The organism is Rhodococcus sp. RCBS9 (assembly GCF_029457415.1).
GTDB lineage: Bacteria > Actinomycetota > Actinomycetes > Mycobacteriales > Mycobacteriaceae > Rhodococcus_F > Rhodococcus_F qingshengii.
The window spans coordinates 890,287-908,926 of sequence record NZ_CP120422.1 but is presented as its reverse complement, the minus strand read 5'-3'; the positions used below and the strand labels follow the sequence as shown (position 1 = coordinate 908,926).

Annotated in this window: 16 protein-coding genes; 10 read left to right on the top strand and 6 right to left on the bottom strand. The window is 64.0% G+C overall.

Going from position 1 to position 18,640, the window contains the following annotated elements:
- Window positions 1-73: 73 nt before the first annotated feature.
- Window positions 74-400, bottom strand: a complete 327-nt coding sequence (locus tag P0M12_RS04245) for a chorismate mutase (RefSeq protein ID WP_003946362.1) — start codon at window positions 398-400, stop codon at window positions 74-76.
- Window positions 401-716: 316 nt separating this feature from the next.
- Here P0M12_RS04245 and pcrA point away from each other — a divergent pair, with 316 nt between their 5' ends.
- The gene (pcrA, locus tag P0M12_RS04240; protein ID WP_003946394.1) at window positions 717-3,209 is read left to right on the top strand and encodes a DNA helicase PcrA; all 2,493 of its coding nucleotides are present in this window, start codon (window positions 717-719) and stop codon (window positions 3,207-3,209) included.
- A gap of 78 nt (window positions 3,210-3,287) precedes the next feature.
- On the opposite strand, the gene P0M12_RS04235 is transcribed toward pcrA, so the two are convergent.
- On the bottom strand, window positions 3,288-4,310 hold the full coding sequence (locus tag P0M12_RS04235) for a M23 family metallopeptidase (protein WP_030534879.1): 1,023 nt from the start codon (window positions 4,308-4,310) through the stop codon (window positions 3,288-3,290).
- A 232-nt stretch (window positions 4,311-4,542) separates the two neighbouring features.
- Between P0M12_RS04235 and P0M12_RS04230 the strand changes: the two genes are divergently transcribed.
- The 3 genes from P0M12_RS04230 (at window position 4,543) to sucD (ending at window position 8,651) form a co-directional block, all read left to right on the top strand.
- Window positions 4,543-6,384 (top strand): hypothetical protein, encoded by a 1,842-nt coding sequence (locus tag P0M12_RS04230; RefSeq protein WP_277377470.1) that lies wholly within the window; start codon window positions 4,543-4,545, stop codon window positions 6,382-6,384.
- 179 nt (window positions 6,385-6,563) lie between these two features.
- The gene (sucC, locus tag P0M12_RS04225; RefSeq protein ID WP_277377469.1) at window positions 6,564-7,733 is read left to right on the top strand and encodes an ADP-forming succinate--CoA ligase subunit beta; all 1,170 of its coding nucleotides are present in this window, start codon (window positions 6,564-6,566) and stop codon (window positions 7,731-7,733) included.
- A gap of 15 nt (window positions 7,734-7,748) precedes the next feature.
- A complete protein-coding gene (gene sucD, locus P0M12_RS04220; protein WP_003946432.1) occupies window positions 7,749-8,651 on the top strand; it encodes a succinate--CoA ligase subunit alpha in 903 nt (300 codons plus the stop codon).
- Window positions 8,652-8,693: 42 nt separating this feature from the next.
- Here sucD and P0M12_RS04215 read toward each other — a convergent pair whose 3' ends face one another.
- On the bottom strand, window positions 8,694-9,329 hold the full coding sequence (locus tag P0M12_RS04215; RefSeq protein WP_003946418.1) for a YigZ family protein: 636 nt from the start codon (window positions 9,327-9,329) through the stop codon (window positions 8,694-8,696).
- Between the two features lie 86 nt (window positions 9,330-9,415).
- Here P0M12_RS04215 and P0M12_RS04210 point away from each other — a divergent pair, with 86 nt between their 5' ends.
- The 4 genes from P0M12_RS04210 to purH all read left to right on the top strand — a co-directional run bounded on the left by P0M12_RS04210 (window position 9,416) and on the right by purH (window position 14,388).
- Entirely contained in the window at window positions 9,416-10,456 is a 1,041-nt protein-coding gene (locus P0M12_RS04210; protein WP_030534877.1) for a DUF5336 domain-containing protein, read from the top strand.
- 121 nt (window positions 10,457-10,577) lie between these two features.
- Entirely contained in the window at window positions 10,578-12,110 is a 1,533-nt protein-coding gene (locus P0M12_RS04205) for a DUF6350 family protein (protein WP_277377468.1), read from the top strand.
- Between the two features lie 90 nt (window positions 12,111-12,200).
- On the top strand, window positions 12,201-12,836 hold the full coding sequence (gene purN / locus P0M12_RS04200; protein ID WP_050655578.1) for a phosphoribosylglycinamide formyltransferase: 636 nt from the start codon (window positions 12,201-12,203) through the stop codon (window positions 12,834-12,836).
- Window positions 12,829-14,388 (top strand): bifunctional phosphoribosylaminoimidazolecarboxamide formyltransferase/IMP cyclohydrolase, encoded by a 1,560-nt coding sequence (gene purH / locus P0M12_RS04195; protein ID WP_003946407.1) that lies wholly within the window; start codon window positions 12,829-12,831, stop codon window positions 14,386-14,388. Before purN ends, purH begins: the two co-directional genes overlap by 8 nt.
- A 76-nt stretch (window positions 14,389-14,464) precedes the next feature.
- Here the strand turns inward: purH and P0M12_RS04190 are convergent, their stop codons facing one another.
- The 3 genes from P0M12_RS04190 to P0M12_RS04180 form a co-directional block, all read right to left on the bottom strand.
- A complete protein-coding gene (locus tag P0M12_RS04190; RefSeq protein WP_003946391.1) occupies window positions 14,465-14,686 on the bottom strand; it encodes a hypothetical protein in 222 nt (73 codons plus the stop codon).
- A 451-nt stretch (window positions 14,687-15,137) separates the two neighbouring features.
- Window positions 15,138-16,106, bottom strand: coding sequence for an alpha/beta hydrolase (locus P0M12_RS04185; RefSeq protein ID WP_277377467.1), 969 nt, complete (start codon window positions 16,104-16,106; stop codon window positions 15,138-15,140).
- Between the two features lie 27 nt (window positions 16,107-16,133).
- A complete protein-coding gene (locus P0M12_RS04180; protein WP_277377466.1) occupies window positions 16,134-16,706 on the bottom strand; it encodes a DUF4126 domain-containing protein in 573 nt (190 codons plus the stop codon).
- A gap of 85 nt (window positions 16,707-16,791) precedes the next feature.
- Here P0M12_RS04180 and P0M12_RS04175 point away from each other — a divergent pair, with 85 nt between their 5' ends.
- Together P0M12_RS04175 and P0M12_RS04170 are read left to right on the top strand one after the other, a co-directional pair.
- Window positions 16,792-17,208 carry a VOC family protein gene (locus P0M12_RS04175; RefSeq protein WP_007727590.1) on the top strand — a complete coding sequence of 139 codons (417 nt, stop codon included), beginning with the start codon at window positions 16,792-16,794 and terminating at the stop codon, window positions 17,206-17,208.
- Between the two features lie 54 nt (window positions 17,209-17,262).
- Window positions 17,263-18,639, top strand: a complete 1,377-nt coding sequence (locus P0M12_RS04170; protein ID WP_102999408.1) for an ATP-binding protein — start codon at window positions 17,263-17,265, stop codon at window positions 18,637-18,639.
- Window position 18,640 lies beyond the last annotated feature (1 nt).

Here is an 18,640-nt window from a genome sequence, read left to right as displayed (position 1 = left end):
ACACACGCGAACGGCCACATCGGGACTGCCAGAGGCATCCGATGTGGCCGTTCGCAAGTGATCTGGGTGTGCGCTAGTGGCCCAGGCGTCCGCGGCCCAGGCGTAGGAGCAGCATCGCGAGAGTGTGGCCTTCCTGGCCCAGCTCGTTGAATCGTTCGAGGACCTTCATCTCGCGGCTGTGCACCAGACGCGGACCACCCGATGCCATCCGGGTACGGCCGATGATCTGGGAGACCTCGGAGCGGCGTTTGATGGCCGCGAGGATCTCGGCGTCGAGACGGTCGATTTCTTTCCGTAGTTCGTCGATCTCCGCCTCACTCTGGGGGATCTCGACGTCTGTCGGAGCAGTTTTTACAGTATCGACAGTATTTCCATGGGGGGCTGCAGCCTGGGTGCTCATTGCTATTCGTCTCCTCTTCCTACTGCGTGGATCGTGGTCTCGGCTCGGGTCGTTACCGATCCAGGCACACTGACGAAAATGCCCCGGATCCGATTCGGACCAGGGGCGGGTGAGCTGTTCAGATCACGTGCACCGAGGTCCGGGGCACGTAAAGTAACGCCACAGCGGGCCGACGGGGTCGGCCGTGTTGTCGCGAACGGAAATGCTGAACATAGCGTCCAGTTTGCCATGCTCGACACAGGTAATCCAAGTGCCTCTACCAGCAGGTGGACGCACTGACGACCGTGTCGGTGGACGCCGGTAGCGTGGACAGGCGATGAACACGTACCCAGCACTCGGTGAGCACGACGGACATTCCCAGCACGACGGGGGCGGCGCGCGGGGACACGACGCGGGTTCGGACGCCCTCCTCGAGGGTCTCAACCCGCAACAGCGCGAGGCCGTGGTCCATGCCGGTTCGCCGTTGCTGATAGTCGCGGGCGCCGGCTCGGGCAAGACTGCAGTGCTGACGCGTCGTATCGCCTATCTGCTGGCCGAACGGGGTGTCACCCCCGGTCAGATCCTGGCCATCACGTTCACCAACAAGGCTGCGGCCGAGATGCGCGAGCGTGTGGCAGCTCTTGTCGGACCGCGTGCCAACGCCATGTGGGTCTCGACGTTCCACTCCAGTTGCGTGCGGATTCTGCGAGCACAGGCGGCGCTCCTACCCGGTTTGAACTCGAATTTCTCGATCTACGATTCCGACGATTCGCGTCGACTGCTGACGATGATCTCGAAGGACCTCGAGCTCGACACCAAACGATTCTCCGCGCGGCTTCTCGCTACGCATATCTCCAATCTGAAGAACGAACTCGTCGGACCGGAAGAGGCGGTTGTCGCAGCCGATCAGGATCCGGCCGAACTTCCGCGACTGATCGCCAAGGTCTACGGCCACTACCAACAGCGGCTGCGTGCGGCGAACGCACTCGACTTCGACGATCTCATCGGTGAGACCGTCGCGCTTCTTCAGGCGTTTCCACAGATCGCCGAGTACTACCGCCGCCGCTTCCGTCACGTGCTCGTCGACGAGTACCAGGACACCAACCACGCGCAATACATGCTTGTGCGTGAACTGGTCGGCGGTGCCGGCGAGTCCGACCACGCCGTTGCCCCGGCCGAACTGTGCGTCGTCGGTGACGCCGATCAGTCGATCTACGCATTCCGCGGAGCCACTATCCGCAACATCGAAGAGTTCGAACGCGACTACCCGGATGCTCGGACCATCCTTCTCGAACAGAACTACCGTTCGACGCAGAACATTCTGTCTGCGGCCAACTCCGTGATTTCCAAGAACACCGGCCGACGAGAAAAGCGTCTGTGGACCGATTCGGGTGAAGGCGAACTGATCGTCGGCTACGTTGCAGACAACGAGCACGACGAAGCATCGTTTGTCGCCTCGGAGATCGATCGGCTGGTGGACCAGGGCGAGACCAAGTTCGCCGACATCGCGGTGTTCTACCGGACCAACAACTCCTCGCGCGCGCTCGAGGAGATCTTCATTCGACTCGGAGTGCCGTACAAGGTGGTCGGCGGCGTTCGCTTCTACGAGCGCAAGGAAGTTCGGGACATCGTCGCGTATCTGCGCGTCCTCGCCAACGAGGACGACACCGTGAGCCTGCGACGCATTCTCAACACGCCCCGACGCGGTATCGGTGATCGAGCCGAAGCCTGCGTCGCCGTGCACTCCGAGCATCGCAACATCAGCTTCGCCGCCGCTCTCCGTGACGGCGCGGAAGGCAAAGTGGCGCTGCTCAATACGCGGTCACAGAAGGCCATCGCGTCGTTCCTCGAGATGATGGACGGGCTGCGGGCCCTGCTACCGACAGCGGCCGCCGACGAGGACGAACCGTTCGAGCTCGGTGACATCGGTGAGGTTGCCGAGGCGGTGCTCGAGCGCACCGGCTACCGCGCCGAGCTTGCGGCGAGCAGCGATCCGCAGGATGGCGCGCGACTCGACAACTTGAACGAACTCGTCAGCGTGGCAAGGGAATTCAGTTCCGACGCGCGAAACGCGGCCGGGCTGATCGATCCGGACGACGAGGAAACCGCAGCAATGCGTGAAGGTGAACCCGATCCGGGTTCGCTTGCCGCCTTCCTCGAACGGGTATCGCTTGTCGCCGACGCCGATCAACTGCCGGACTCCGACGACGGCGTCGTGACCATGATGACGCTTCACACCGCCAAGGGCCTCGAGTTCCCGGTCGTCTTCGTCACCGGTTGGGAGGACGGGCAGTTCCCGCACATGCGCGCCCTCGGCGATCCGGCGGAGCTGTCCGAAGAGCGTCGACTTGCTTACGTCGGCATCACCCGTGCCAGGCAGCGCCTGTACCTGACGCGCGCGATCATGCGTTCGGCGTGGGGGCAACCGATCCAGAACCCGGCGTCGCGGTTCATCCAGGAGATCCCGGAGGACCTGATCAACTGGCGTCGTGAGGATCCGGGCACCGGTGGCGGATTCGGAAGCGGCAGGCCGGGTTACGGCAGCGGAAGCCGCTACGGCAGCCAGGGCGGCCAGGGATACGGCGGCGGGCAGAACTACGGGGGAGGGTCCGGCAAGGCCGCGTCGACTCCCAGTTTCGGTGCCGCGCGTGGCCGCAACAACGTTCTGGTCCTCGCCACGGGTGACCGCGTCAGTCACGACAAGTACGGTCTGGGCACCGTGTTGGAAACCAAGGGCACTGGCCCCACCGCGACGGTCACCATCGACTTCGGTAGCGCGGGCAAGGTGCGGTTGATGCTCATCGGCGGTGTGCCGATGGTCAAGCTGTAGAAGACAGGCAAAAACTTCCGGCCCGTACCTGGAAAGGTGCGGGCCGGAAGTTTTTCATGAGAAGCGTTGGGCTTGCGATCAGTCCTGCTCGACGCCGAGGCTGATGCCGCGTGAGGCGAGCCAGGGGAGGGGATCGATCTTGTTCTCGCCGGCGAGATGAACCTCGAAGTGAAGGTGCGGGCCGGTGGAGAAGCCGCGGTTGCCGACAGTGGCGATCTGGTCGCCGGCCATGACCTGCTGACCGACCGTGACGGTGGACGTGTCGATGTGGCCGTAGACGGTGATCGTTCCGTCTGCGTGCTGTAGGCGTACCCACATGCCGAACCCGGAAGCCGGACCTGAATCGATGACCTTGCCGTCGGCGACGGCGACGATGGGCGTCCCGATCGGGGCGGCGATGTCGACGCCGGCGTGCAGGGTGCCCCAGCGGGTGCCGAAGTTGGACGTGAACGTGCCCACTGCCGGCAGCACGAACAGCGGGCGACGGGCAGCGGCTTCGCGTGCTGCGCGCTCGTCACTGAAACGCTGGCCCTTGGCAAGCAGGTTGCTGAACTGGGAGAGGTCGGTCGGCGCTGCGACGTTGAGGACCTGCGGAGCGTCGGCCTCGGTGGTGGCTGCCGTGGAGGTGGCCGGAGCGAACTGAGCGGCCTGCGGTTCTGCGGTGGTACCGATCGCGGAGGACTCGTTGGCGAGTGCAACTTCCGAGTGGTCGGCGGCAGAAGAGGAACCGTCGTTGACAACTGCCTGGCCCGCGGCGACAACCGCGCCGGCTGCAACTGCCAGAACGGCGGCGCGGCCCTTGAGAGCGGAGGGAGGGGTGGGGAGTCGGTGAGCACCGCTGCGGCGAACCGGAGATTCGACATCGACTGTCGGTGCGGAGGAGGCGTAAGTGGGGGTGCTGATCACGTCGGACTCGACGAACTCGTGAGAGTCGGAATCTGACGACGTGGAGGATGAATTTCGAGTGAACATATCGGTAGAGATCTCAGAACTTTTGGTCTCGGTGTAACGCCTGGCCGAGTGCGTTGGATAAGTGGTCGTGACCTCGTCTGGAGCTGAGTTCGAGAACCTACTAGCGGTGAACTGGCTGCGGTGATGCATATGCCGGTTCTCTCCTCGAGTTCGTGATCAGCCCGTGACTTAGACCGACTGACGGTAACGAAATGATTGCGATGGGCGCAAGCCGTAGCGGAAACCTGTCCGATTATGTGACGTGCCTCACAGCTTGACCTGGGAATATGTCGATCCGGGCAAAACGGACGAATCATCTCGTTTCGTGATCGCGCGTGTCACAACCGGATCACCGGTCCATTCAGGCACTACCGTCGATCGAGTGTCCACAACACCTGGAACTACGTCGCAGGCGCGTATCGACGACCCCGGAGTGAAGTCCGGGGCGCCACTCGCGGCGGTAATCGGACTGCTCGGTGCCGTCGGAGTGGCAGCCAGTCCCGTCGTCGGAGTCGGGAGTGGCCGCGGGGTCGACACGACGGGGGCTCTTGCTTCCGCCGCTCTCTTCGCTGCCGTCTGCACGATCGTCGTGCCGCTGGTTGCGGTGCTCACCTCGGGGCGCAGGCCCGCCTTCGCAGGTGGACTCCTGTCAGGTATCGGCGCGGTGTCCCTCGGCGCGGCGATCCTCGACGTTCAGTTGTTCGTCGACGCAATCGATGCAAACCGCTTGGACCTTTTCCGTCCGATTTCGGCGGGTTCGATCGATGCGGGTCCGGGCGCTTATCTCGCGCTCGCGGGCCACGGACTTCTTGTGGTGTCCGGTGTCCTCGGCTTCATGGTCGTCCATCGTGAATCAGAGCGGGACGGATACGGCAGCGCTCGCGCCGCGGAATTCGACGGGCGATCGGTTGGCGGGCGGATCGGTGGGTGGCCGACAGCGCTGCTGATTCTGGCCGCGGTGGTGTTCGTGCTCTCCCTGTTCGGTCCTTCCTTCAGTTCGCAGGATCCGATCTTTCTGGTCAAACCGCTCGTCGACTCGGCGGCGGCTACCGCCGTCGGTACGGGATTGGTCGGCGTCGCGGTACTCGTTGCGGTCGCGGCGGCATTGACGTCCATCTCGCTACCGGTGGGCTGCGGCGCCCTGATCGGTGTCGGTCTCGGCGCACTCGCAGTCAGTGGAACCAGGGTGATGGCTGGGTTCGCGGCCGGCGATCGGATCGGCGTCGGTTCGGGATCGGTGGTCGGGGCACTGGCCGCCGTGGTCATCGCCGTGATCGGCGTTTCAGCTCCCTACCTCGCTTCCAGGCGTGAAAAAGATGCGATTCCCGCTGAAAGTGTGGTTCGCGCACCCGCGAAGACGAGAAAGGGTGCGCTGAAAGCGGCGATGGTGGCTCAGTCCCGGGCGGCGCAAGCGCGGGTGAACAGACTTCACCGCGTTGCCGGTACCGCCGCAATCATCACTGCGGCTGTTGCGGGCGTCGGCTCGGCTTTGCCTGTCCTGTCGTTGCCGGATGGAATCCCGGAGCCGTCGATGCTGTCGTCTCGAGTTGTCCTGCTCGCGGCTGCTGTACTGCTGGTCGCCGGTCTGGGCTTGTTCGCCCCGGGCCGCGCCGCGGTGGTGCGGCCGGCCGTCGGCGTGTTGTGGACCTCGGTCGTGATGGGAGTCGCCGCTGTCATGCAGTCGGCTGTCATCGCCACGGACGTACCGGGCGTCGGGTTGGGGGCCGGTGCCTTCGTGCTCTGCGGCGCGGCTTTCCTCGCTGCGGCGACGGGACTGCTCGTCTGGCTGGCGGGAAGCGCCGAGCGTGAGGATGTCGACACGTCGGTAGGTGGCGGTTCGCGAGGGCTGGTGCTTATCGTCGGTGGGATCGGCGCCGTCGCTGTCCTGATCGGAACCGCGCTTCCCCTCTATCAGGGAGACGCCTATACGGCGGCCTCAGTTCTGGAGTGGCCGTGGGGAATTGACGTCTGGGGTCAACTGCTCGTCGGCGTCACCGTCGTGATCGCCGCTGTGATCGCAGCGTCCGCGCGGCCGTCGCGGGGCGCGGCATTGCTGATCGGATCTGCCGTGGCAGCTCTGGTGTACGTCGGTGAGTGGCCACTCACGTCATCGCGCATATCGGACGCAACCGTGGGGGTGGGTGCGATCACAGCGGCCACGGGCATAGTGTTGCTTCTCGTTGCAGCGTTCTCGAGCGCAAGAATCAGTGAGACTGATGCTTGACAAATTCGGTGTGGCCACCTTGCCGAATCGGTGAGGCGTGCCTCATCGAGCAATTGCGCGTGACTTGGGCCACATAGCATCAATGCGGGCGCAAACCGAACGCGGCAACTGGTTAAAGTCCAGAACAGACCCGCTCCTACCCCTCGAGCGGGTGACAACGCAGACGAGACGGTGAGCAGATGGATCTCTTCGAATACCAGGCGAAGGAACTCTTCGCCAAGCACGGAGTGCCGACTTCGGCTGGACGTGTTACAGACACAGTCGCCGGCGCACGCGAGATTGCCGAAGAAATCGGTAAGCCCGTGATGGTGAAGGCACAGGTCAAGGTAGGCGGCCGCGGCAAGGCCGGTGGCGTCAAGTACTCGCCCGACGTGGATGCCGCAGTGGCAAACGCCGAGGCAATCCTGGGCCTGGACATCAAGGGCCATGTCGTCAAGAAGCTGCTGGTCGCAGAGGCAAGTGACATTGCCGAGGAGTACTACATCTCCTTCCTGCTCGACCGCACCAACCGCACCTACCTGGCCATGTGCTCGGTAGAGGGTGGCGTCGAGATCGAGGTCACCGCCGAGCAGAACCCCGACGCTCTCGCCAAGATCCCCGTCGACGCAGTCAAGGGCGTCGACCTCGCGTTCGCGCGCAGCATCGCCGAGGCAGGAAAGCTGCCCGCAGAGGTGCTCGACGCAGCGGCCGTGACGATCCAGAAGCTGTGGGAGGTCTTCATCGGCGAAGACGCACTCCTCGTCGAGGTCAACCCCCTCGTTCGTACTCCTGACGATCAGATCCTCGCCCTCGACGGCAAGGTCACCCTCGACGAGAACGCAGCGTTCCGTCAGCCCGGCCACGAGGCATTCGAGGATCGCGACGCTACCGATCCCCTCGAGCTCAAGGCCAAGGAAAACGACCTCAACTACGTCAAGCTCGACGGTGAGGTCGGAATCATCGGAAACGGCGCAGGCCTGGTCATGTCCACGCTGGACGTCGTCGCATACGCCGGCGAGAACCACGGTGGCGTCAAGCCCGCCAACTTCCTCGACATCGGCGGCGGAGCTTCCGCTGCAGTCATGGCTGCCGGCCTGGATGTCATCCTCAACGATGCACAGGTCAAGAGCGTGTTCGTCAACGTCTTCGGCGGCATCACCGCGTGTGACGCAGTTGCCAACGGCATCGTCGGCGCACTGAAGACCCTGGGTGACGAGGCCAACAAGCCGCTCGTCGTTCGCCTGGACGGAAACAACGTCGAAGAGGGTCGTCGCATCCTCGCCGAGGCCAACCACCCGCTGGTCACGGTCGTCGCAACCATGGACGAGGCCGCCGACAAGGCCGCCGAACTCGCTCACGCAGCGAAGTAAGGGACTCACAGAACAATGGCAATCTTCCTCACCAAGGATTCAAAGGTCATCGTCCAGGGCATCACCGGCGGCGAGGGCACCAAGCACACCGCTCTGATGCTCAAGGCCGGCACCCAGGTCGTCGGCGGCGTCAACGCTCGCAAGGCCGGCACCACGGTCTCGCACGTTGCAGCTGACGGTTCCCCTGTCGAGCTCCCCGTCTTCGCGACGGTCGAAGAGGCAATCAAGGAGACCGGCGCAGACGTCTCCATCGCATTCGTTCCCCCGGCCTTCTCGAAGGACGCCATCGTCGAGGCCATCGACGCGGAGATCCCGCTCCTCGTGGTCATCACCGAGGGCATCCCGGTTCAGGACTCCGCTTACGCTTGGGCGTACAACGAGTCCAAGGGCAAGAAGACGCGCATCATCGGACCGAACTGCCCCGGCATCATCACCCCGGGTGAGGCCCTCGTCGGCATCACGCCCGCCAACATTGCAGGCACCGGCCCCATCGGCCTGGTCTCCAAGTCGGGCACCCTGACCTACCAGATGATGTACGAACTCCGTGACTTCGGCTTCTCCACCGCCATCGGCATCGGCGGCGACCCGGTCATCGGAACCACCCACATCGACGCCATCGAGGCGTTCGAGAAGGATCCCGAGACCAAGGTCATCGTGATGATCGGTGAAATCGGTGGCGACGCGGAAGAGCGTGCAGCCGATTACATCAAGGCCAACGTCACCAAGCCGGTCGTCGGCTACGTGGCAGGCTTCACCGCTCCCGAAGGCAAGACCATGGGCCACGCCGGCGCCATCGTCTCCGGTTCCTCGGGAACGGCTCAGGCCAAGCAGGAAGCTCTCGAAGCTGCAGGCGTGAAGGTCGGCAAGACGCCGTCCGCCACCGCTGCTCTCGCTCGCGAGATTCTTCAGTCCCTGTAAGGGGCTTCGCCCCCGTGCGTGGTTAGGGAGTCTCCGGACTCCTTAACCACGCACAGTGGTATCGACCCACATCGACCCGGCAGGTTCCAACTGCCCCGCACCGGATGTGATGGATGCGACGATCGAATCGAGATCGTCGGCGTCACCGGCGGCGAGCGTCATCACCGCCTTCGATCCATACGTAGTTCCGAGCACCGAGACGCCCCGCGCTCTCAGCTCCGCTTCCACCCGACCGGCCTCTGAGTGCCGGATCGCCAAAGTGCGCAGGACCTTTCTCTCCCTGGCCACAAGCTCGGCCGAATCGAGAGCCACCGAGACCGCTCCCGAATACGCGCGGACCAATCCACCGGCGCCGAGCTTGATTCCGCCGAAATAGCGCGTGACGACAACAATCACATCGACCAGATCTCGAGACTTGAGAACCTGAAGCATCGGCACCCCGGCAGTGCCGCCCGGTTCACCGTCGTCGTGTGCACGTTCGACGCGTGAGTTCGCCTCGTATCCGATCACGAAAGCCGAACAATGATGGCGCGCATCGGGATACAGCGATTTCTGCTCCGCGACGAACTCCGTGGCGGCTTCGGCGTCGTCTACCCGGTGAAGCGCGGCGATGAATCGTGAGTGCTTCACCTCGGTTTCGACGACGTGGTCGGCGCCGGGCGCGAGGGTGAAGGGCATCTGCCCATTGTCTCCTGTCGGTGTTAGCGTGCGAAGTCGAGACACATACGCTGGTAACCATCGAAGACCGTCTACGAGGAGAAGTCATGACGTTCACGCCGCAAGGGCCCAGCTTCGGGCCACCGAATCAGCCGGCAGCGGGCGGTGGAACCAAGAATCTCGGATTCATCCTGCTCATCGCCGTCGCGGCACTCGGCCTGATCAATTTCCTGCTCGGTTTTGCGCCCTTCACGTCGATCAGTGGAAGCAGCAGCGGCATCGGTAGCGGCCTGGATACCAGTTCGAGTTTCTTCGAATCGAGCATCTACGGCCTCGGATTCGTTTTCGCCGGCGGTGTGGTCGCAGGCGTCTCGCTGCTCCCGAAGCAGTCGTATGCAGGCATTGCCGCAGCGCTCACCCTCACGGGTTTCTTCGCTTTGGTGTTCGCCGCGTTCTCCGTCGGTACCAGCGACTACGTCGACATCAGCCTCGGTTGGGGCCTGATCATCGTGCTGATCCTCTCGTTCGTGCAGACCGTCGTCGCAGTCGCCGCGTTGTTGTTCGAGATCGGAATCCTGAAGGCGCCCGCGCCCCGACCGGTAGCTCAGCAGTACGGTCAGCAGCAGCCTTACGGCCAGGCGCCGGGGCAGGCGCCAGGTCAGCCACAGGGATACGGACAGGCTCAGTACGGCCAGCCTCAGCAGGCTCAGCAGCCGGGCCAGTACCAGCAGAATCCGCAGTACGGGCAGGCGCAGCAGCAGGGATACGGGGGAGCGCACGCCGCCCCCACAGACCCGACCGCTTCGCAGCCTTACGGCCAGACTGCGCCTCCCTACGGTCAGAACCCTGTGCAGAATCCCGGACAGACCGACTCGTCGGCCGCGACGACGTCGTCTTACTATCCGCTGACCTCTCAGCCCGGTGGCCAGCCGAACCCGAGTTACTCGTCGGATCAGTTCACCGCTCCACGCGGTTACGGCCAGCCGTACAACCAGCAGCAGACTGGCTCGACCGAGCAGCCGACGGGCTTCGAGCCGCCTACCTTCGAAGCGCCGACGCCGTCTGCGGAACCTGACCAGGGCAGCAGCGATTCCGCGGCCGAGACCAAGGTCTTCGGCTCGCAGAACCCCGACGAGCGTCAGCAGTAGTACTTCTTCGTTTCACGAACATGAATGTGGCCTCCGACCCGCTGCGGGTGGAGGCCACATTCCGTGAGCCCGACGGCGCGCCTGAGTGCGCGGCGCACTGTCGAGTGAAACCCTCGAGGGGATGAGTTCTTTGATTGATGGCACCCGGTCCCGTCCCACGTCCTCACGACCCGGACGTGGTCGTACTGGCAGCGGCCGCGTCGGCGGCGGTCGCCCGGGACCGAACCCGGACCTGGCGCGCAAGCTGCTGACCGTCGCCTTCCGACCGTCGGGCCTGACGATGCTGCTGATCGCGGCTGTCGTCGTGGTCACTTTGGTATCGGCGAGCAGCGATCTGACCGGAACCTTCGGCGCCATTGCCACTACATGGTTGGTCATCCACCAGGTGCCGGCGACTATCAGCGGCGTCCAACTCGGTGTACTGCCACTGCTTCCAACGGCGGTCATGATGTGGGTGGTCGCACGCCGATGCGCGTCGACTGCGGTGCACACCGACTCCCGTGACGACACCCTCCGCCTGGTGGGGGCGGCGGTAGCCGGACCGTTGACTATCACGGCAATCGCTCTCGCCGTTGTCGCCGACGCCTCCGCGGCAATTCCGCTGTCGAGCCCCAACACGTTGGCCGCTTTCGGCTGGGTCGCCGGGATTCACCTGATCGCCGCGTCCGTCGGTGTTACTGCTGCGCACTGGGATCGCGTCGTCGCCGAGATTCCGCCGTGGGCATCTGCCGCTGTTCGTCCGGCCGCGGCTGCGTCGGCAGCGCTGCTGGCTGCGGGCGCCGTGGCCGTTGTGGTGTCGCTACTCGTGTCGTGGTCGACGGTCGGTGACCTACTCGCACGAGGCAACGGGTTTGTCGGCGTGCTGGGATTGACGGTGTTGTCGCTGCTCTACCTGCCGAACCTCGTGGTCGGTGCAGCCGCGGTGATGACGGGATCGACGGCCGATTTCGGAAACGTCTCCATCAGCGTGTTCGGCAACATCGGTGGAGATCTGCCACCCTTGCCCCTTCTCGGAGCGGTTCCGGAAGGCGTCGCCGGCGGAATCTGGCCGGTGCTGTTGGTCGTTCCGGCTGCGGTGGGTGTGATGCTCGGCCGTGATTGCGCTCGACGCATCGCCGGGCAGGACAGTGTGCTCGCAGTGCTGACGGCAGCTGCCGGTGCCGGCGTCGTCATGGCTCTGCTTGCCCTTGCTGCGGGGGGAGACCTCGGGCAGTTCGGCACCGTCGAGGTCCTGTGGTGGGGCTTCGGTCTTCTGACTTTTGCGTGGCTGGGATTGTTCGGAACCGTCTCGGCGCTGTTCGCGATGTGGTTCTCACACCGCGGACACATGAAGGACGAGGTTGCGCCGCCGACGGCTGAACCGGCTCGAGCATCCGAGCCCGAACTTGCGATCACGGCCGCGGCCACAACGGATGGCGAGGACGACGAAAACGCCGACGAAGTGCTCGCCCAGGAATCTGCGGTGGTAGTGACCAAGGTCGTCGAAGCCGAAATTGTCGAAGAATCAGGCGAACCCGTGCAGGTAGTGACAGAGGAAACCGTCGAGATCGAAGTAGTCGACGCGGAGGTTGTCGCGGCACCCGAGGCGGACCCCACAGCCGGGGCCGAGCCGGAGACCGACCTGCCCTCGAAGCCGCAGGAGTCCAGCGACTAGGCTGTCATGCGGCCGATACTCCGGCCGCATCATCTTCCAGTTCTCAGGAGTAGTGCGCTGACTGCCTCGGCCGACAATCCGCAGCCGACAATGCCCGACAGGGTCCAATTTCGCGACTCGGTCGCGCGGGTAGTCGTACTCGCTTCCGGCGCTGGAACCCTGCTGACTTCGCTGATCGACGCTTCGCATGCCGAGGGATACCCCGCCGAGATCGTTGCCGTCGGTGTAGATCGTGACTGCCTCGCCGCCGAGCACGCTGCGGATTCGAAGATCCCGTCCTTCAAGGTCTCGATCAAGACCTACGAAAATCGTGCCGCCTGGGACGAGGCGCTGACAGCAGCAGTGGCCGAGTACGAACCCGATCTCGTGGTCAGCGCAGGCTTCATGAAAATCCTCGGCCCCAGCTTTCTCGAGCGTTTCGGCGGCCGAATCATCAACACTCATCCCGCGTTGCTGCCTGCCTTTCCCGGCGCGCACGCGGTTCCCGACGCTCTGGCGTACGGCGTGAAGGTCACCGGTTCCACGGTGCATCTCGTCGACGGCGGAGTTGATACCGGGCCGATCTTGGCGCAGGAAGCTGTGCCGGTGCATGACGACGACACCGAGTCTTCGTTGCATGAACGCATCAAAATTGTGGAGCGACGGTTGTTGGCGGACGTCATCGCCGCTGTTGCTACGCGCGGAGTGGTTTCCGATGGACGAAAGGCCGTGATCCCCAGTGAGTGAACGCAAGGCTGTGCGCCGTGCACTTGTCAGCGTCTACGACAAGAGTGGTCTGATCGAGCTGGCCACGGGCCTGCACGAGGCCGGTGTCGAGTTGGTCTCGACCGGTTCGACCGCGTCGAAGATCGCCGACGCCGGAATCCCCGTGACCCCGGTCGAGGCTCTGACCGGATTCCCGGAATGCCTCGAAGGCCGTGTGAAGACGCTGCATCCGCGCGTCCACGCCGGCGTTCTCGCCGATACCCGCAAGCCGGATCACCTCGCTCAGCTCGAGGAACTCGGCATCGCGACCTTCGAATTGGTGGTCGTGAACCTGTACCCCTTCACCGAGACGGTTGCCTCGGGCGCTAGCCCGGACGAGTGCGTCGAGCAGATCGACATCGGCGGCCCGTCGATGGTGCGTGCTGCAGCCAAGAACCATCCGTCGGTTGCCGTCGTGGTCGATCCGGCTCGGTACGCCGACGTCCTGACTGCCGTTGCCGGTGGCGGATTCACCTTGCGTGAGCGCACTGTGCTTGCAGCGCAGGCTTTCCAGCACACTGCGTCGTACGACGTCGCGGTTGCGAGCTGGATGACGAGCACGATCGCCGCTGACGAGGACGGTTCGCTGTTCCCGGCCTGGGTCGGTGCGACCTGGAACCGCAGCGCTGTTCTTCGCTACGGCGAGAACCCGCACCAGGACGCCGCGCTGTACGAAAACCCGGCTGCGCCTGCAGGTTTGGCTCAGGCGGAGCAGTTGCACGGCAAGGAGATGTCGTACAACAACTACACGGACTCCGACGCAGCGTGGCGCGCAGCGTACGACTTCACTGATCCGGCCGTCGCAATCATCAAGCACGCCAACCCGTGTGGCATCGCCATCGGCACCGACATCGCCGACGCCCACCGCAAGGCGCATGCTTGCGATCCGGTCAGTGCTTTCGGTGGTGTCATCGCAGCCAACCGTGAGGTCACCGTCGAACTGGCAGAGCAGATCGCCGATATCTTCACCGAGGTTGTCATCGCGCCCTCGTACGAAGACGGGGCCGTCGAGGTTCTGCAGCGTAAGAAGAACATTCGTGTTCTGAAGGCTGCCGCTCCGACCGCTACCGGAATCGAACTGCGTCCGATCTCCGGCGGTACCTTGCTCCAGCAGCGCGACGTTCTGGACGCTGACGGCGACAACCCGGCCAACTGGACTCTCGCCAACGGTGAGGCTGCCGATGCCGAGACTCTCGCAGACCTCGAATTTGCTTGGCGCGCCAGCCGTTCGGTGAAGTCAAACGCGATCCTGCTGGCCTCCGGCGGCGCGTCCGTCGGCGTCGGTATGGGCCAGGTCAACCGCGTCGATGCAGCGCATCTTGCTGTTCAGCGAGCCGGTGACCGCGTCGTAGGTTCGGTTGCAGCTTCGGACGCGTTCTTCCCGTTCCCTGACGGTCTGCAGGTGCTGCTCAACGCCGGCGTCAAGGCTGTTGTGCAGCCGGGTGGTTCGGTTCGCGACAACGAAGTGATTGCCGCAGCCAAGGAAGCCGGTGTCACTCTCTATCTGACCGGTGCGCGCCACTTCGCGCACTGACTCCTACGTCGGTAGCGGGCCTCGACTCCTCAACGGGAGTTCGGGGCCCGTTCTGCATTCAGGCCGCCCGGGTCTTTCAGGCGGCGCTGCTGTGGGTGCCCTGGAGTTCGCGCGGTGAGCCGGTGATGACGACGCGTGAGGCTCCGCGACTGCGGATCTCGCTGATCAATGCGCCGAGGGTAGCTTCGTGGGCCGCATCGGAGTGTGAAAGATCCAGGGTGACGGCGTATCCGGTGAGGTCACCGGGCAGATCGACATACGGCGGCGCGATGGACAGTTGGTTGACTCGAAGTTTCATGTGGTGCTCCTGCGTGTGAAAGGTAAAAGAAAAGGCACCCGAGGCGTTTGCCCTGGGTGCCCGAGAACGAATCCGGTGAAACTGGGGATCATTCTCGGGGTACACCGCGCTTGTTGCCCATGTGCTTGGCCGACATTGCGGCCGAAAAAATGTGCTTGTCTGCGGTGCAGCTGCGCCACGAAGGTACGGATACGACGTGCGGGTGTAGCGACATGATGTCCGTTCCTTTCTGTGTGGCGTTGCTGGTTAATGGATGACCGTACAGCACGGATCGAGGGTTCGCACCAATAAAAAGCGCCGCGAACGTAAACTCCGGGTGACTTCTGTCCCCAGGTTCGCCGGATTGAAAGAGTCTTCATTGCAGGTCAGGCGTAGAAAGCAGAATTCCCTCCGCGATGGTTCGCGGAGGGAACTTTCTACCTGAAAAAGAGGACGTTCGGTCTGTACGTGATCAGGAGAACGAACGGACCCACGCTGTGAAGGGCTCCGAGAACTCTGCCGAGTACGGAAGCGGCGCGACGTAGTCGGCACCGGTGGACTGTTCGTCGCCGATGTCCTTGAGTACGAAGTTGGCGTTGCGCATCCGCACGGAAGTCAGAGCGGTATGCGAGAGCGCGACGTCGAGTGCCGCGACATCGGCGGGAGTGACTTGGATGTCCTTTTCCGAGCAACTGGTGAGAACGGGCATGCCCGCCGGCAGCCCCGTCACGAGTGCAACCGGGTCCAATGCGTCTTCCTCGGCGAGTGCTTTGGCGTTGGCGTGGACGAGTCCTGCATTCTGCAGCGGTTCGGGTAGATCGTCCGGAACTGTGCCCTCGGATCGAAGGGACTCGACGGCGTCGGCGAGCGCGACGCGCAGTTCGTCAGCCAGTTCGACTGGCAACTGACCGGCACCGACGACGGCGTCGAGCTGGCGGTGAATCTGCGTCGTGAGTAGATCGAGAAGTCTGACGCTCAGTGGCTCGAGCAGTGCGAGGGCACTGACTCTGGCGCCCTCCTTCGCGGTGGCGAGAGCCAGTGCGACTACGGCGCCGTCGCTGTGTCCGACCACGAACAAGCGCTCGGGATCGACACCGGGTTGCCCGGCGAGGTAGTCCAGTCCGTCGGAGGCGGCGTCGACAAAAGTGTTGAAGCCGAGATCGGCGATGTCCTCGATCTCGTAGTCGCCGAGGGCGGTTTCGCCGCTGCCGAGCTTGTCGTAACGCAGGCTTGAAATGCCTTGATTTTCAAGAAGATCCGCGATGAACCGCAGAGTTCCGATGTCGCCTTCGAGGAGGGCGCTGTCGCCGTTGCGATCGGTGGGGCCGCTGCCGGCCAGAATCAGCGCGGCCGGGGCAGGGGCGTCGGGTGAGGCGGCCAGGCGAAGACTCCCGTACAGGGTGACGTCGCCGGATTGGAACGAGATCTCGGTGTCGGACATGACGACTTGTCTACCAGGTCGGTGCGGTCAGGCGGTGCGCAGACTCCGGACACGACGCCAGCCACGCCAGCTGAACCACAAGAGCGCGGCGAGCAGGGGAATGATCAGGAGCGGCAAGATCATCGCGATCAAGGAAGTGAAGAAAGTCAGCACATCCTCGATGACGGAAACGACGGGATTTGCCAGCCCACCGGTAGTGGCCGTACTGACCGCGCGAGTGCCGGTCTGCGCGGCGCTGAACGTCAACGCCGTCGGCGCTCCGACGATGATGCCCGCCAACGCGGCCATCGCAGGGTCGAGATGGCTGAAGGCCGCCCAGGCCGCGAGCACTCCGGCGATCGGCCCCGTGACGTTCCCGATCACCGAGAGTGCGTTGTCCACGAACGGAATGAGGTCGGCACCCAGTTCGACCACCGCGGCGATTGCCAATGCCACCAGCGCGCCGGTCGATCCGATCCACCGCATCGACTCACCGACGGTGATCCCGAACAGTTCGAAGTGGACGGCAGCGCTGAGCATCAGCAGGGGCAGGAAGGTTCGCATTCCGGACGCTGCGGCGAGTCCGAGGCCGAGCATGGCCGGCAACACCCAGGTATCCATGGGTGGAGTTTAGGTCTACTGTGCGCCTTTATTAACCGCCGGCGGTTAATAAAGGCGCACAGCAAAGTCTCGGAAAGGACCTTTCATGGCGACAAACCCGCAGCCGATGTTCTTCCTCAACCTGCCCGTCAAGGACCTCGGCAAGGCCACCACCTTCTACGAGGGCCTCGGATACTCCAAGAACACGCAGTTCTCCGACGAGAATGCGTCGTCGATGGTCATCAGTGACACCATCGTCGTGATGCTGTTGGCCGAGCCCTTCTTCAAGACCTTCACCACCAAGGGCATCGCCGACACCTCGACGTCGACGGAAGCGCTGCTCGGTCTCTCGGCCGAGACCCGTGAGGCCGTCGACGCCCTCGTCGACAAGGCGCTCGCGACCGGCGGTTCCGAAGGTAACGCGACGCAGGATCACGGCTTCATGTACAGCCGCAGCTTCCAGGATCCCGACGGCCACATCTGGGAAATCATCTGGATGAATCCCGAGAACATCGAGGGCTGAGCGACCGAACTTCCTCGGCGAGAGGCGAAACCCCGAAAACACTCGTAGCGTGGAGTGGTGACTGTCGCAAAAACCCTCGGAGAGCTACGCGCCTCCGGACACGTACAGCGAAGTGTCAAGGAAGAACTACGAGAGAATCTTCTCGCCGCGTTGCGGGACGGCCGTGACCCCTGGCCCGGGATAGTCGGGTTCGAGGACACGGTCGCCCCGCAACTCGAGCGGGCGCTGATCGCCGGCCACGACGTGGTTCTGCTCGGCGAACGAGGTCAGGGAAAGACGAGGCTGCTTCGCACTCTCGGGCTCCTGCTCGACGAGTGGACGCCCGTCATCGAAGGCTCGGAACTGGGGGAGCACCCGTACGAGCCGATCACCCCGGCTTCGATACGTCGAGCCAAGGAACTGGGCGACGACCTCCCGATCGCCTGGCGCCACCGCAGCGAGCGGTACTCCGAGAAGTTGGCGACGCCGGATACCTCGGTCGCCGACCTGATCGGCGACGTCGATCCGGTCAAGGTTGCCGAAGGCCGGAGCCTCGGCGATCCGGAGACCATTCACTTCGGCCTCGTGCCTCGCGCGCATCGCGGAATCGTGGCCATCAACGAGCTCCCCGACCTCGCCGAACGCATCCAGGTCTCTTTGCTCAACGTGATGGAAGAGCGGGACATCCAGGTCCGCGGGTACACGCTTCGGCTTCCGTTGGACGTTCTTCTGGTCGCGAGCGCCAACCCCGAGGACTACACCAACCGCGGGCGCATCATCACACCACTCAAGGACCGCTTCGGCGCCGAGATCCGTACTCACTACCCCGTCGAGTTGGCGGGCGAGATCGCGGTGATCGAGCAGGAGGCGCACCTGGCCGCGGAGGTGCCCGACTACCTTCTCGAAATTCTTGCCAGATTCACTCGCCTGCTCCGCGAATCCACCTCGGTGGATCAGCGATCGGGTGTGTCGGCACGCTTTGCCGTCGCCGGCGCGGAAACCGTCAGTGCCGCCGCGGTACGACGGGCAGCGGTGCTCGGCGAAGCCGATCCTGTTGCACGGCCCGTCGATCTCGAGTCCGTGGTCGAGGTTCTTCGCGGCAAGGTCGAGTTCGAATCCGGTGAAGAGGGACGGGAACTGGAGGTGCTCGAGCACCTGCTGCGTCGCGCGACCGCCGATACGGTTCGGGTACGTCTCGGCGGGATCGACCTGGGGATGCTGGTTGCTGCGGTGGAGATGGGCAACACGATCGTCACCGGTGAATCTGTCACGGCCAAGGCATTTCTCGACGAGCTTCCGGACCTCGAGGTCCTGGACGAAGTAGCCGAACGTCTCGGTGCGCAATCCGACGGCGAGCGTGCCGCCGGTGCCGAACTTGCCCTCGAAGGGCTTTACCTCGCGCGCCGGATCTCCAAAGATCAAGGCCCGGGCGGCCGCTCGGTATATTCGTAAG

What these genes read in the sequence shown, in the direction of transcription:
- P0M12_RS04245 (WP_003946362.1), bottom strand. Translation starts at nt 400, where the DNA reads ATGAGCACCCAGGCTGCAGCCCCCCATGGAAATACTGTCGATACTGTA.
- pcrA (WP_003946394.1), top strand. Translation starts at nt 717, where the DNA reads ATGAACACGTACCCAGCACTCGGTGAGCACGACGGACATTCCCAGCAC.
- P0M12_RS04235 (WP_030534879.1), bottom strand. Translation starts at nt 4,310, where the DNA reads ATGCATCACCGCAGCCAGTTCACCGCTAGTAGGTTCTCGAACTCAGCT.
- sucC (WP_277377469.1), top strand. Translation starts at nt 6,564, where the DNA reads ATGGATCTCTTCGAATACCAGGCGAAGGAACTCTTCGCCAAGCACGGA.
- sucD (WP_003946432.1), top strand. Translation starts at nt 7,749, where the DNA reads ATGGCAATCTTCCTCACCAAGGATTCAAAGGTCATCGTCCAGGGCATC.
- P0M12_RS04215 (WP_003946418.1), bottom strand. Translation starts at nt 9,329, where the DNA reads ATGCCCTTCACCCTCGCGCCCGGCGCCGACCACGTCGTCGAAACCGAG.
- P0M12_RS04210 (WP_030534877.1), top strand. Translation starts at nt 9,416, where the DNA reads ATGACGTTCACGCCGCAAGGGCCCAGCTTCGGGCCACCGAATCAGCCG.
- P0M12_RS04205 (WP_277377468.1), top strand. Translation starts at nt 10,578, where the DNA reads ATGAGTTCTTTGATTGATGGCACCCGGTCCCGTCCCACGTCCTCACGA.
- purN (WP_050655578.1), top strand. Translation starts at nt 12,201, where the DNA reads ATGCCCGACAGGGTCCAATTTCGCGACTCGGTCGCGCGGGTAGTCGTA.
- P0M12_RS04190 (WP_003946391.1), bottom strand. Translation starts at nt 14,686, where the DNA reads ATGAAACTTCGAGTCAACCAACTGTCCATCGCGCCGCCGTATGTCGAT.
- P0M12_RS04185 (WP_277377467.1), bottom strand. Translation starts at nt 16,106, where the DNA reads ATGTCCGACACCGAGATCTCGTTCCAATCCGGCGACGTCACCCTGTAC.
- P0M12_RS04180 (WP_277377466.1), bottom strand. Translation starts at nt 16,706, where the DNA reads ATGGATACCTGGGTGTTGCCGGCCATGCTCGGCCTCGGACTCGCCGCA.
- P0M12_RS04175 (WP_007727590.1), top strand. Translation starts at nt 16,792, where the DNA reads ATGGCGACAAACCCGCAGCCGATGTTCTTCCTCAACCTGCCCGTCAAG.